The following is a 14140-nucleotide window of genomic DNA, read 5'->3' on the forward strand; positions in this document are numbered from 1 at the left end:
CCGCCCCAAACGGCGGGGTGCCGGACCGTTTTGTACATGCCGCCGTGCGGGCGGGCGAGGGGACCGTTGCCGATGCCATCATTGTGGAGTCCGCTAGGATGATCCGGCGCATCCTGTTGCGCACCGCGATCGCGGTTGCGCTCGTCCAGGCGAGTGATTGCGCTATTGCGGCTTCGGGCAAACCGTCGGTCAAGCTGGTGCCGATGCCCGCCGCGATGACCGTTACCAAAGGGCAGTTCCGCGTCGCTTCCGGGATGGAGGTTTCGGTACCGACCGGCGACACGGTCGCCGATCGCGCAGCGCGGCGGGCGATCGCGATCGTCGCCAAGGTCCGTCACTTGCGGTTGACGATGCAGCCAGCGCAAGGGGACGCGGGTCGTCCGGCGGCAATCCGGTTCGAGCGATCGGGCACCGGCGACGGGGAAGCGTACCGGCTCTCGATCAAACGCGACGGGATCGTCGTTTCCGCGGCAAGCGACGCAGGATTGCGCAACGGCGCGATGACGCTCGCGCAAGTCCTGACGAGCGATGCGCGGGAAACCGACGTGGTCGCGGTGCCGCTGCTCGACATCGCGGATCGGCCGCGGTTCGGCTGGCGCGGGGTGATGCTCGACGTCGCGCGGCACATGCTATCGATCGTCGAGATCGAGCGGATCGTCGATCAGATGGCACAGCACAAATTGAACGTGCTGCAATTGCACCTGACCGACGATCAGGGCTGGCGGATCGAAATCAAGCGCTACCCCGAGCTTACCCGGATCGGCGCGTGGCGCACCGGACCCTCGGCGGGGAGCGCCACAGACGCGCAGCGCTACGGCGGCTTCTACACGCAGGCCGATTTGCGCGGCCTCGTCGCTTATGCCGCGGATCGCGGGGTCACGATCGTGCCCGAGATCGACTTGCCGGGGCACGGCCAGGCCGCCGTCGCCGCCTATCCCGCGCTCGGCGTGCTGGGGGATCGCCCGCCGGTGTCGATCAACTGGGGGGTGAACCCCTATCTGTTCGATGCGAGCGACCGCACGATCGACGTCGTCAAGGCGGTGCTGGATGAGGTGATGGCGATCTTCCCGTCGACCTACATCCATGTCGGCGGGGACGAGGCGATCAAGCAGCAGTGGCAGGCGTCGCCCGTGATCCAGGCGCGGATTCGCGAATTGGGGCTGAAGGACGAGGATGCGCTGCAAAGCTGGTTCATCGATACGCTCGGCCGATATCTGGCAGAGCATCAGCGGCGGCTGATCGGCTGGGACGAGATCCTCGAAGGCGGATTGCCGCCGTCGGCATCGGTGATGTCGTGGCGCGGCGAGGCGGGGGCGGTGGCCGCGGCGGCGCAAGGGCATGACGTTGTGCTGTCCCCGTCGCCGACGATGTACCTCAACAATCTCGAAAGCACGTCCGGCGACGAACCGCCGGGGCGGCTCGAGGTGCAGCCGCTCTCCGCGATCTATCGCTACGATCCGATGCCCGCGGGGATTGCGGCGGACCGCGCGCAGCATGTGCTGGGGGTGCAGGCCAATCTGTGGAGCGAGCATATCGTCGGACCTGCGCGGACCGAGGCGGCGTTGTTTCCACGCCTGTCCGCGCTAGCGGAGATCGGCTGGTCGCCCAAGGCGGCGCGGGACTGGCCGGGGTTTCTCGACCGTTTGCCCGCGCAACGCTGGCGCTATGCGCAGCAGGGGATCGCGGCGGCGGACAGCGCCTATGCGGTCACCTTCGCGCTGGCCGATCCCGTCGCGACCATGTTGCAGACCGGCAAGGCACGAGTCACGCTTGCCAATCAGGTCGATGCCGGGGTGATCCATTACAGTGCGGATGGCCGCGCGCCGACGGTCCGTTCGCCAGCCTACCGCAAGCCGCTCGCGTTGCAGGTCGGGGCGACCCTGCAGGCGCGGACCTTCGCGGTGGACGGCCAGCCCCTGTCTGCGAACCGGAGCTTCGACCTGAGCGAAGCCGGCTTGTTGACGCGCGACAACAGCCGGTTGCCTTTGTGCCTGCAGACCGCGGGGATCCGCTTGCGGCTCGCCGGGATGCCCGATCAGGAAGCCGCAGCACCCGCCTATAACGTCAATCTGTTCGATACGTGCTGGCGTTACGACGCCGCGCCGGTCGGGGTTGCCAAGGCGATGACCGTGCGGCTCGGGCGGCTTCCGCCAATCTTTGCGCTGCGCGCAGACCAGCAAGTCCGGGTCGTCAAGCGGTTGAGCCCGGCGCGGTTCGGCACGCTGATCGCGCGGATGGGGACGTGCGAAGGGCCCGTGGTCGCGAGCGCCGCGATGCCCGACCCCGCCGCGAGCGACAACCGACCCAGCGTGACGGCGGCGATGCTGTTGCCGCCGGGCGCACCGATGACCGCTGACCTGTGCCTTATCACGATCCCGCCGGAAGGTGGCCCGATCTACGCCCTTGAATCCGTCCGGCTGATCCGCCGATGACCCGGGAGAAACTGATGGACCAGCCCAACCGCCACCCGATCGCCAATCGCCGCGAGACGCTGATGCTCGCTGCCGGGACCGCCGGGGGGATGGCCTTGTCCGGCTGCACGACGCGCCCCTCGGGGCCCGAGGCTTACGGCGCGACGCCGTCGCCGCGGCAACTTGCGTGGCACCGGATGGAGCAGAACGCCTTCGTCCACTTCACGATCAACACCTTCACCGATCGCGAATGGGGGTATGGCGACGAGGATCCCAAGCTCTTCAACCCGACCGACTTCGACGCCGACCAGGTCGTCGCGGTCGCCAAGTCGGCCAATCTGCGCGGGTTGATCATCACCGCCAAGCATCACGACGGCTTTTGCCTGTGGCCAAGTGCGTTCACCGAACACAGCGTGAAGAACAGCCCGTACAAGGGCGGCAAGGGCGATATCGTCGGCGAGCTGGCGCAGGCGTGCAAGCGCGCGGGGCTCAAGTTCGGGGTGTATCTGTCGCCATGGGATCGCAATCATCCTGATTACGGTCGCCCCGCCTATCTCCTCTATTTCCGCAATCAGTTGCGCGAACTGCTGACGCGCTACGGGGCGATCTTCGAAGTGTGGTTCGACGGGGCGAATGGCGGCGACGGCTATTACGGCGGCGCGCGCGAAGTCCGCAAGATCGATGCGGTGCCTTATTATGACTGGCCCTCGATCATTTCTTATGTCCACGCGCTCCAGCCCGAGGCGTGTACCTTCGACCCCAAGGGCGCTGACCTGCGCTGGGTTGGGAATGAGGAAGGCGAGGCGGGCGACCCGTGCTGGGCGACGATGGACGACGCGCCGTTCACGCCCGAAAAGGGCAATAGCGGCGTGCGCGGCGGCGCGGTGTGGTGGCCTGCCGAAGCGGACGTCTCGACGCGGCACGGCTGGTTCTGGCATCCGCATGAGGATGGCGAGAGCCGGACCGCGGCGAATTTGATGAAGATCTATTTCGACACGGTCGGGCGCAGCACGGTGTTGCTGCTCAACTTCTCGCCCGACACGCGTGGCCGAATCACCGACGAGGATGCGGACAAGGCGCGCCGCTTCGGCGATGCGGTGCGCACGATGTATCGGGTCGATCATGCAGCGGCGGCGCGTGTGACCGTGAGCAGCGTCGCGCCTGACACTGCGCGCTACGCAGGCGCGAACGTGCTCGATGGTCGTGCCGACAGCTTCTGGATGGCGGATGAGGCCATGCACACCCCGACGCTGACGCTTGCGCTGGCGGGAGCGAAGACGTTCGACGTGGTTCGACTGGCCGAACATCTCCCGCTCGGCTTGCGGGTCGACCGGTTCGCGATCGATATCGCGCAAGCGGACGGCGCTTGGCGCACGCTTATCGAAAAACGCGGGATCGGCGCGCAACGGCTGATCCGGCTGCCCGCGCCGGTTACTGCATCGCAGGTCCGCTTGCGGGTCGTTGCGGCGGCGGCGGCGCCTGCGATCACGCAGGTCGCCTTGTACCGCCAGCCGGTGTTGCTCGATCCGCCCGCGATCCTGCGCGATGCGCAGGGGATGGTGACGCTCGTCGCGGACACGCCGGGGCAATCGCTCGCCTATACGCTGGACGGCGCGGTGCCGACGGCGCGGTCGGCGCGCTATACCGCGCCGTTCGCGTTGCCGGATGGGGGCACGGTGCGGGCGATCGCGATCGACGCAGCCAGCGGGCGAACCAGCGAAGCGGGCAGCCGCAGTTTCGACCTGCGCAAGAGCGACTGGCGGATCGTCGATGCGAGCGCACCGGAGGCGGAACGGCTGATCGACGAGAACAACCGGACGGACTGGATCTCGCCGGTGACCGAGGATGCGCCGGCGCACGTCACCATCGACTTCGGGCGGAGCGTCACGGTGCGGGGCTTCGTCCTCAAACCCGCGTGGCACGCGCCACAAGGGGCGGGGGATCCGTCGCGCTGGTCGGTTCGCGTCGGGGATGCGGCGGATCTTGCGGGGGCTGCGGTCGAGACGGGGGAATTCTCGAACATCGCCGCCAATCAGGCACCGCAGCGGCTTTCGTTCGCGCGGCCGCGCTCGGGGCGGTATCTGCGGATCGATTTCCCCCACACCGCTGGCGGCGAAACACGTGTGGCGATCGCGGAGCTTGGGGTGATCACGCGGGCGTAGCGGGTCCGTCCTGGGCGTGATCGAGCGATGCGAACCAGTCGGCATAGGGCGTATTGCGCGCCATATGCCGGTTGAGGTCGGGGGCGCCGTCGTCCCACCACACCGTACCGCGTTCGCCGAGCGCATGTTTCGCGCGATCGACGTGCGCGCGGGCGGCCGCTTCTGCGTCCTTGTCGTGCGCGCGCAGGGCTACGCCGACTGCGCGGCGGGCGTCCATCAGCGCGTTGACGTGGCGCTGGCGTTCGGTGTCCGACAAGGCGGGGTTGCTCTTGCGCCACAACCGGCCGCGCACGACGAAATAGCGGCCGTCGGGGGTGGTCGGATACTCAGCCGCCACGGCGGAGCTCCGCCGCCAGGTGCAGCGCCGCGGCGCGCACCGCGCACCAGCGTTCGCGTTCCTCGACCGCATCCGCCAGTGCGCGGTGTTCCGGTGTGTGATCGGGCGCGCGGACGTCGGTCAGCGTGAGCAGATCGCCGACTGTGTTGGCGAGGTCGGCTTCCGGCACCAGCGGGGCGAGGATTTCGGTCGCGATTTCACGGTGCGCATCGTCGCTGTCGCGCAGGCGGAGCGTTCGCCGGTCCACACCCGCTGCGCGCAGCAACGCGCTGAGCCACTTGCCGTCCCAGGACGGCGCGCTCGCGAGCAGATCATGCCCGGCGAGTTCTTCGACCATCCGCGCGGCGACGACGTCATGCGGCGTGCCGTCGGTCAGCAGCGTTGCGTGCGGGATGTGGTGGATCGCTTCGGCGGCGGGGTCCCAGTCGGTCCATTCGGGCGCGGGACGAATGAGATGCGCTTCGGAACGCCCGTCCTCGAACACCCACGCCACCTCGATCGGGTAGCTTTTCTTGGCGAGCGACGAAGCTTCGAAATCGAGAAAGACCAGCATCAAGCCCGAACGCAGGACTATGGCCAAACGGCCCATCGGTACCGGTCCGGAAAAGCGAAAGGCCGCCCCTTGCGGGACGGCCTTTCCATTGTCTTGCCAAAGCGGCGCAGCTCAGACGAGCGCGGCCTCCGTGGTGGAAGCCAGACCCATGAGACGTGCCGCGAGCGGCGTTGGACAATGAGACATTCGACCACCTCCTTTCAGTTGTTGACGTTGATCAGCATGTGGGTGCGGGCGTTTCGGCATTCAAGACCCGATTACAACGTCTTGCGACACTTCGTCCGGATCGGCGCGGTCGCGGCCGAGCCACGCCAGCGCCGCGGTCCCGCCGACCAGCAACGCGCCCTCCAGCCCCCGCCCGCGGCGCAACAGCGACAGGCCGAGCGTGGCGGCGACCGATGTCTTCCATCCGACCTTCTGCGCGCCGACCAGCCCTGCGACCTGCCCGCTGGCAACACCGATCGCGGTGGTGGGTGCCTGGCGTGGGTGCGCGTCGAGCCGCGCGGCAGGTTCCGCGAGACCGGTCGAGGCGGGCGCGTCGTGCCCGTCGCCCGCGACGTTGTCCGCTGCCCAGGCACCGCGCTCCCCCATCGGGGCGTCGGCGTGGGTAGTGTCCTTGGCGGTCTGGTGCTCGAGCTCGGCGTTGAGTTCGGCACCGAACAACAGGATGTAGCTCGACAGATACAGCCACGTCAGCGTCACCACCACCGCGCCGAGCGACCCGTAGGTCGCGTTGTAATTGCCGAACTGCGCGACATAGATACCGAAACCGATCGTCAGGAACAGCCACATCAGCGCAGCGAACAGCGACCCCGGCGTCAGCCACATCCAGCGCGCGTGCCGACGCGACGGGCCGTAGCGGTACAGCGCCCCGGCCGCGGTCGCGCCGGCGAACAGGACGAGCGCATAGACCGCGACCTTGCCCGCGATGACGGCGGCTTCGGGTGCCCCCGGAAACAGCGCCTGCAAATAGCCGAGCGCGGCGATCGCCACGAGCGCGAGCATTGCCGCGATTACCGCGGATGCCGTGATCCCGATCGCCAACAGGTTGACGTGGATGAACCCGCGCTTCTCCTGTTCCTCATAGGCGACGTTGAGCGCGGTGATGATCGCCCCCGCCCCGTTGCGCGCACCGAAGATCGCGAGGGCGAGCGCGAGCGCCAGGCCCAGACCCTTCTTGCCGTCCGATGCCTGGACCACGCCCATCAATTGCTCGCCGATCAGGCGTGCGACATCGGCGGGCATCACCGATGTCAGCTGCGTCATGTCGCGGATGACGGTCGCGGGATCCGCCGCAAGCCCGTAGACCAGCACGGTCGCACCCAGCAGCGGCACCAGCGCGAGAAAGCCGTAGAAGGCGACGCCCGCCGCGATCAGCCCGATATTGTCGTTGCCGGTTTCCGCCCAGGCCCGCTTGAGCACCGCAAACCATGCCGCGCGCGGCATCTGCCACGGGCTTTCCGCTGAATGTCCGTACTTATCCACTAACGCCCCACTGATCGCCGTGCCGATCCATGGACACTGTAAGGTGAACCCCTCGATCCGGGTGCCGTTCCACGGTTGCATGTCGATACCGTCGGTCGTGGCGCTCGAGACGCAGTGGCCAAGCCTTATCTTACCCCGTATCGAGGACCGATCGACGGTAGAAGGCGCGCGCTTCTTGATACGCTGGGGATCATGGCTGGCTCTGTTGCTCCTCGCTGCGTGCGGTCCGGAGCGTCATCCTCCCGCGCGGCTGATGTTCGGCGGACTGCCGGTGCGCGGGAGCATCGCGGACGCCCGCGCGGCGGGCTTCACCGATTGCGTCCAGCCCGACTGGGACAGCCTGCGCTGTCGTCGCCACAAGGTGCTGTTCCAGGGGGCGGGGCCGTATGAAGCCGCGGTCGATCTGGTCGGCCATGATGGCGGCGGCGGGTTCGACCAGTTGATCCTGTGGCATGGGCAGGACCAATATGCGGTCTACAAGATTACCGACGTGCTCGACCGGCAGGGCTGGAAGAATTGCAGCACCGGCGACGGCGAGCGGGGCGACCAGATCGTCTATTCGCACGCAGGCGTCCCGGTCCGTATGTCGATGGACCTGAGCTATTGGGGAAAGCGCCGCCTTCGCGTGCTGCCGGCATCGAATACACGCGAACAGCGCTGCTGATTGCTAATATCTGACGGGAAACCCGGCCTCCCGGACACTGGCTGTCGAAGCTGCCGGTCGGGAAAGGCCCAAAGCCGGTCATTCTAGACCGATCGCTGCAGTCCCGAAATCGGGCATTACTGTGATGCAGAGCTAAAAATTGCACATCATGCGGTCAAGCTTGAGGAAGGCGGGAGTAGGTGCGTTAAATCACGGGGCGGCGCTGGCAGCAGAGCAGTAGACAGTTTAAGCTATCGCAATGCGCATCATCCTTCTTGCCTTGGTTTGGTTCCTGACTGGCGCTGCGTCAGCCGATGTTCCGATTGGCACGTTCCAGACATGGGCATCGTACAAGAAGCTGCCGCTAGACTTCACCTCAGGTGGCGTCAGTGTGCATGTGGAGGCGATGCCGTGTTCCAATCCGCCAGCTATCGAAAATGAATCCTGCCACTACGATCAATTCAATAATCAGGCGTTTGTAACCGTCGGCGGGCGGGGAGTCGCACCAATGACGGTGCTGACCGATAAGCAAAGCGCTTATGCGCGAATTGCCGTCGTGCGATTTGACCAGCACGATCCGCGACCTGGGGTGATCGTCGAAAGCCAATATGGCGGTTCCGGCGGCAAACTGACGCTGCAGCTGCTTGTTCCCAGAAGCAACAGCTACCAATCGTTATCGCTGGAGGATTACAACGGGGCGGATCTGCAAGGACAGTTGGCAGACTCACCCCAGGATTTCTCTGCGGACGGTCGGATCGACCTGAAATTTGAAGATGGCGCGTTTGAATCTGCATTTGGCTGTAATGCCTGCACCCCGCGTCCCCCCGTCTTGTTTGCGGTCAAGGCGGGCAAAGTTGTGGATGAAAGTCGCGATCCGGCGCTGCGGGGCGTATTCGCTACCGATATGGCGAGACTGGCACCGACATGTCTGTCCAACAAGCGCTACCGCAATGGCGCCTGTGCGGCGTACATCGCAGACGCAGTGCGGGCGGGACAGTTCGAGACCGCATGGGCTAGTATGCTGCAACATTATGAGCCGGGCGGGGACTTATGGGAGCCTTGCAGCGTGCCCGTTTCGGCTTGGGTAAACCACCGCTGCCCGGAAGGGCATGGCACCCATTTTCGCGATTTCCCCGAATCCCTACGCGCTTTTCTCGTGCAGTCAGGCTATCTTCGTCCGGACCACTGATGGTAAACCGATCCATATCATCGGCATCTCAATGCGAAGCGTGCAAGCATTGCATCAAGCAAGTACAGCATAAACCCGCGCAACCTGCCGACGCAAAAATCTGATGCGTTTCACGCGGGCGTCAAGCGTCGGCTTTCTAGTTGCAAGGCTCTGAAAAGCAGTCGGACTGCTCCCTGCCAAGTCGCCCGTCGGATCAAGTAAAACGGTGTCGACATACTGCCCGGGCAGACAAACTCGCCTTCATTCGGCTGTGACACTCTACCTCCTGACCTGACGCGGCGGGCACGTTCTGGCGTAAAATCCCATCGCGTCGAGGCTTGTGCACATGGCGCGGCGCGGTCATCCTTCGCAGCAAGATCACGGCGATATGGGGGTATGATGACGCGTTCCACGAAACGGGCGACGATGCTGGCGAGCGCCGCGCTGTTGATCGCAGGGGCCGCGCACGCGCAGCAGTCCGCTTCACCGCCGCATGCGGCGAAGAAGCCGTTTCAGGTCGTCTCGCCCAATGGCGCGCGTGATGACGCTTATTACTGGCTGCGCGACGACGCGCGCAAGAACCCCGAGATGCTCGCCTATCTTGCCGCCGAGAACGCTTACGCCGATGCGCAGCTCGCGCCGCTCAAGCCGCTCGAGGCGAAACTCTATGCCGAGACCGTGTCGCACATCAAACAGGACGACAGTTCGGTCCCCTATGCCAGGAACGGCTATTATTACGGCTCGCGCTTTGCGACGGGTGCGAACTATCCCGTGATCGAGCGCCGCAAGGGCACACCGACCGCACCCGCGACGATGCTGTTCGACGAGCCCGCGATGGCGGAGGGGCACAGCTATTTCGCGCTGTCCGACTGGGCGGCCAGCCCGGACAATGCGCGGGTCGCTTGGGCCGAGGATACCGTCGGGCGGCGGCAATATGTGCTGAAGGTCAAGGATCTGGCGAGCGGCGCGGCGCTGCCCGACACGATCGCCAACATCGAACCCAATGTGGTCTGGGCGGACGACAATCGCACGATCCTGTATGTCGCCAAGGACCCGGTGACGCTGCGCGGTGTCAAGGTGATGGCGCATGTGCTCGGAACCCCGGCGACGGCGGACACGATGCTGTACGAGGAGAAGGACGAGACCTTTCAGATGAGCATCGCGCGGACCACCGACGATCGCTTCGTCTGCATCCGGGTCGAGAGCACCGTTAGCGACGAGCAGCGCTGCGCCCCCGCCGCCGCACCGGCCAGCTTCACCGTGCTCGCGCCGCGCGTGCGCGACTTCCGCTATGGCGCGGATCACCAGGGCAATCGCTGGATCATCCGGACCAATCGTGCGGCGAAGAACTACAAGCTCGTCACGCTCGCCGATGCCGATCTCGCCAAGGGGGTCGCCGCGTGGCGTGACCTGACCCCGGCGAGCGACAGCGTGTTCATCGAAGGGTTCAAGCCGTTCGCGGGCTTCGTCGCGATCGACCAGCGCGAGGGCGGCAACCGGATGATCCGGCTGCTGACCGATGCGGGCAAGGCGATCCCGGTCAAGGCGGACGAACCCGCTTACCGGATGGCGCTCGACGTCAACGAGGAACCGGGCAGGCCGTGGGTGCGCTACACCTATGGCTCGCTGGTGACGCCGACGACGACCTATGAGGTGAATGCCAAGACGGGGGCGCGTCGGGTGCTCAAGGTGGCACCGGTGCCGGGCTACGATCCCGCCAGTTACGTCACCGAACGCGTCTGGGCGAGCGCGCGTGACGGTACGCGGATTCCGGTGTCATTGGTCTATCGCAAGGGCGTCAAGCGCGACGGCACCGCACCGTTGTTCCAATATGCCTATGGCAGCTACGGGGTTTCGATGGACCCGGCGGTCGACCCGGGCCGGATCGGGATGCTCGACCGCGGGGTCGTCTACGCGATTGCGCATATCCGCGGCGGGCAGGAAATGGGGCGCGGCTGGTATGACGACGGGCATCTGCTCAACAAGAAGAACAGCTTCACCGACTTCATCGACGTCACCCGCTTCCTCGTCGCGCAGAAATATGCCGCGCGCGACCGCGTCGCCGCGATGGGGGGCAGCGCGGGCGGGTTGTTGATGGGGGCGGTCGCCAACATGGCACCGGCCGATTACAAGGCGATCGTCGCGCAGGTGCCGTTCGTCGATGTCGTCACGACGATGCTCGACGCGTCGATCCCGCTGACCACCTTCGAATATGACGAATGGGGCAACCCCGCGCAAAAGCCGTTCTACGATTACATGCTGAGCTACTCGCCGTACGATAACGTCGCGGCGAAGGCGTATCCGGCGCTCTATGTCGGGACCGGGCTGTGGGACAGCCAGGTGCAATATTACGAACCGACCAAATGGGTCGCGAAGCTGCGCGAGCTCAAGACCGACGCCAACCCCTTGCTGTTCCGCGTCAACATGGAGGCGGGGCATGGCGGCAAGTCGGGCCGGTTCGAACGCTTCCGCCAGAATGCGGAGTGGCAGGCGTTCGTGCTGGATCAACTGGGGGCGACGGGGGCGCCGTAAGGGGCGGGGGGCTGTCGGCTACGGCGCGCGGGATGTGCTCGCCGTGGCTGCCCATGACATTGAATGCCGTCTTGGTGATCGGGCGGATGACTGAACAAAGCTGATAGCCTGAGCTCACAGTATCCAACAAAGGAGAAGCTATGGTCGTCGCCATTATTCTCGCATTGGCAGCAGCAGCGCAGTCGCCAACGGTTGCAGCGCCTTGCGGTGACGAGGCCCGGATCCTGAACGAAGATCTCGATACGTTCGATCAGGATCCGCAGAAGGGCTGGCGCTCCGTCGCGGCTCGCCCTAACTGCCGTGCTAAGGCAGCCGAACTAATGCGCGTCTACCGCGAGATGCTGCAGATGCGCCTCGACTCTCTCGTTTGGCACGAAGGCCAGGTTCTTGCGGAAATGGGACGGGCTACGGAAGCGATCGCCCTGTTTCAGCGCGCTAAACGGCCGAATTCCGTGCTTGGTCAGTCCCAAGAGGGCTGGAATGCCTACGCTGACGCAACAATCGCTTTCCTTAGACGGGATCGCATTGCGTTGCAGCAGGCGAGAAAGCGACTGGTTGCAGCTCCAATACCGACAACGATGGAGCGCCTACCGGACGGAAGTTTTCGTTCGGGCAGTCATGCCAGTCAAGCGCCGAACTTGGACGTCGTTGACGGGCTAATCAAATGCTTTGATCGCTCGTACCTTGAGGCCTACGGCTCCCCCTCGTGCCGTAGCTCGTCCGTGCCGCGCGGGATCCACTGAAAACCGCTATCGTGGCGCGAACGCTGAACCAGCCACCCCGCCTTAGTGGTCGGCGGCGGCGTGGACGCCGATCCCCGTCTCCGAGCGCAACCGCTGTTCGGGATAGGCCGCCCGGTCGATCGCCGAGCGGGGGCTACGGTCGAGCGTCGAGATCAGCCAGATCGCGAGGAATGCGGCGGGGACCGAGAACAACGCAGGCGAGCTGTACGGGAAGATCGCGGACTCGAAGTGGAACACCGCGACCCAGATCACCGGCGACAGCACCGTCAGCACGAACGCGCTGAGCAGCCCGATCGCGCCGCCCCAGGCCGCGCCCTTGGTGGTGCAGCCCTTCCACAGCAGCGACATCACCAGCACCGGGAAATTGCCCGACGCCGCCAGCGCGAAGGCGAGGCTGACCATGAACGCGACATTCTGCTTCTGGAACACGATGCCGAGGATGATCGCCGCGATCCCGAGCAGGATCGTCGTGATCCGCGACACGCGCAGCTCCTTGACCGGATCGGCGTCGCCTTTGCGGATCACGCTCGCATAGACATCGTGCGAAATCGCGGACGCCGCCGACAGCGTCAGCCCCGCGACCACCGCGAGGATCGTCGCGAAGGCGACCGCCGAGATGAAGCCGAGGAACAGGTTTCCGCCGATCGCATGCGCGAGATGCATCACCGCCATGTTGTTGCCGCCGCGGAGGGCACCCGCCGCATCGACATATTCCGGGTTGAACGAGATCATCACGATCGCGCCGAAGCCGAGGATGAAGGTCAGCGCGTAGAAATAGCCGATCCACACCGTCGCCCACAGGATCGACTTGCGCGCCTCGCGCGCGTCGGGAACGGTGAAGAAGCGCATCAGGATATGCGGCAGCCCCGCGGTGCCGAGCATCAGCGCGAAGCCGAACGACAAGGCCGAGATCGGATCCTTGATGAACCCGCCCGGCCCCATGATCGCACGGCCCTTGGCGGCTGCGTCCGCCGGGGAAAGCCCGCTTTCGAGCGCGAGCTTCGTCTTGACCGCGACCGCCTTGGCGAACAGCGCCTCGAGCGAGAAGCCGACGCTCGACATCACCCCGAGCACCAGGAAGGTCGCGCCGCAGAGCAGCATCACCGCCTTGATGATCTGCACCCACGATGTCGCGCGCATCCCGCCGAACAGGACATAGACCATCATCAACCCGCCGACGACGATGATCGCGATGAGATAGGGCAGGCCGAACAGCAATTGGATCAGCTGCCCCGCGCCGACCATCTGCGCGATCAGGTAGAAGGACACGACGAGCAGCGTGCTGACCGCCGAGAAACTGCGCACCGGCCCCTGCATGAAGCGATAGGAGGCGACGTCGGCGAAGGTGAAGCGCCCGAGGTTGCGGAGCTTTTCCGCGACGAGGAACAGCACGATCGGCCAGCCGACGAGAAAGCCGATCGCGTAGATCAGCCCGTCATAGCCATCGTTGAAGATCTGCGAGGTGATGCCGAGGAACGACGCCGCCGAACAATAATCGCCCGCCATCGCGAGCCCGTTCTGGAAGCCGGTGATCCCGCCGCCGGTGTAGAAATCCGACACGGTCCGCGTCCGCCGCGCCGCCGCGCCGGTGATCCACAAGGTGATCGCGACGAACCCGCCGAACATCAGGATCGCGGTCCAGTTGGTCGGCTGCCGCGCGACCGCACCCGCGATCGCGGCATTCGCGCCGGTCGCCCAACCGAGTAATGCGATCATCGCCGCACTGACGAACAAGCTCCGGGACGGGTTGCGCGTCATGCGCCTGCGTCCGCAAGCAGTTCGGCAAGGCGGGCGTCGTAGCTCCCGTTCGCGCGCCACACATAGACCGCGCAGATCGCGACCGTGCCGACCAGCATCGCCGCGCCGAGCACCACCGCGAGGCTGATCGTCCCGCCGCCGACCGGCTGCGCCATCAGCGGCTTGTCGAACGCGATCAGCGAAATGAAGCTGCTGTAGACGATCACGGTGATCGCGGTGAGAATCCACGAGAACCGCTGCCGGTCGCGCACCAGCGCGACGTAGCGGGGGTCCGCGGCGATCCGCGCTTCGAGCGCGCTGGTGGTTTGGGTGGGGGCTGGCATGGCGGCATCATCGGGGAGGATGCCG

11 protein-coding genes are annotated in these 14140 nt (G+C 65.7%); 6 read left to right on the forward strand and 5 right to left on the reverse strand.

Features of this window, described 5'->3' with window-relative positions:
* Positions 1-98 precede the first annotated feature (98 nt).
* Positions 99-2432 (forward strand): beta-N-acetylhexosaminidase, encoded by a 2334-nt coding sequence (locus AC3WJR_RS16410; RefSeq protein ID WP_492726238.1) that lies wholly within the window; start codon positions 99-101, stop codon positions 2430-2432.
* Between the two features lie 14 nt (positions 2433-2446).
* On the forward strand, positions 2447-4573 hold the full coding sequence (locus tag AC3WJR_RS16415) for an alpha-L-fucosidase (protein WP_492726242.1): 2127 nt from the start codon (positions 2447-2449) through the stop codon (positions 4571-4573).
* On the opposite strand, the gene AC3WJR_RS16420 is transcribed toward AC3WJR_RS16415, so the two are convergent.
* From AC3WJR_RS16420 to AC3WJR_RS16430, 3 genes are all read right to left on the reverse strand, one after another.
* The gene (locus AC3WJR_RS16420) at positions 4560-4910 is read right to left on the reverse strand and encodes a hypothetical protein (RefSeq protein ID WP_492726244.1); all 351 of its coding nucleotides are present in this window, start codon (positions 4908-4910) and stop codon (positions 4560-4562) included. The two genes, AC3WJR_RS16415 and AC3WJR_RS16420, sit on opposite strands and share 14 nt — an antisense overlap.
* A complete protein-coding gene (locus tag AC3WJR_RS16425) occupies positions 4900-5463 on the reverse strand; it encodes a 3'-5' exonuclease (protein WP_492726246.1) in 564 nt (187 codons plus the stop codon). Before AC3WJR_RS16425 ends, AC3WJR_RS16420 begins: the two co-directional genes overlap by 11 nt.
* Positions 5464-5709: 246 nt before the next feature.
* Positions 5710-6909: a YihY/virulence factor BrkB family protein gene (locus tag AC3WJR_RS16430; RefSeq protein WP_492726248.1), complete on the reverse strand. Its 1200-nt coding sequence runs from the start codon at positions 6907-6909 to the stop codon at positions 5710-5712.
* Between the two features lie 82 nt (positions 6910-6991).
* Between AC3WJR_RS16430 and AC3WJR_RS16435 the strand changes: the two genes are divergently transcribed.
* The 4 genes from AC3WJR_RS16435 to AC3WJR_RS16450 all read left to right on the forward strand — a co-directional run bounded on the left by AC3WJR_RS16435 (position 6992) and on the right by AC3WJR_RS16450 (position 12034).
* A complete protein-coding gene (locus tag AC3WJR_RS16435; protein ID WP_492726250.1) occupies positions 6992-7612 on the forward strand; it encodes a hypothetical protein in 621 nt (206 codons plus the stop codon).
* 238 nt (positions 7613-7850) lie between these two features.
* Positions 7851-8780: a hypothetical protein gene (locus AC3WJR_RS16440; protein ID WP_492726252.1), complete on the forward strand. Its 930-nt coding sequence runs from the start codon at positions 7851-7853 to the stop codon at positions 8778-8780.
* A 378-nt stretch (positions 8781-9158) separates the two neighbouring features.
* A complete protein-coding gene (locus AC3WJR_RS16445) occupies positions 9159-11291 on the forward strand; it encodes a S9 family peptidase (protein ID WP_492726254.1) in 2133 nt (710 codons plus the stop codon).
* A gap of 140 nt (positions 11292-11431) precedes the next feature.
* Complete coding sequence (locus AC3WJR_RS16450; RefSeq protein ID WP_492726256.1) at positions 11432-12034, forward strand: hypothetical protein; 603 nt, start codon at positions 11432-11434, stop codon at positions 12032-12034.
* Positions 12035-12076: 42 nt separating this feature from the next.
* On the opposite strand, the gene AC3WJR_RS16455 is transcribed toward AC3WJR_RS16450, so the two are convergent.
* Both AC3WJR_RS16455 and AC3WJR_RS16460 read right to left on the reverse strand, forming a co-directional pair.
* A complete protein-coding gene (locus AC3WJR_RS16455) occupies positions 12077-13792 on the reverse strand; it encodes a cation acetate symporter (RefSeq protein ID WP_492726258.1) in 1716 nt (571 codons plus the stop codon).
* A complete protein-coding gene (locus AC3WJR_RS16460; RefSeq protein WP_354283320.1) occupies positions 13789-14115 on the reverse strand; it encodes a DUF485 domain-containing protein in 327 nt (108 codons plus the stop codon). The genes AC3WJR_RS16455 and AC3WJR_RS16460 overlap by 4 nt, the downstream gene beginning before the upstream one ends.
* Between the last annotated feature and the right edge of the window lie 25 nt (positions 14116-14140).

The sequence above is a fragment of the Sphingomonas sp. FW306-05-A genome (assembly GCF_058782275.1).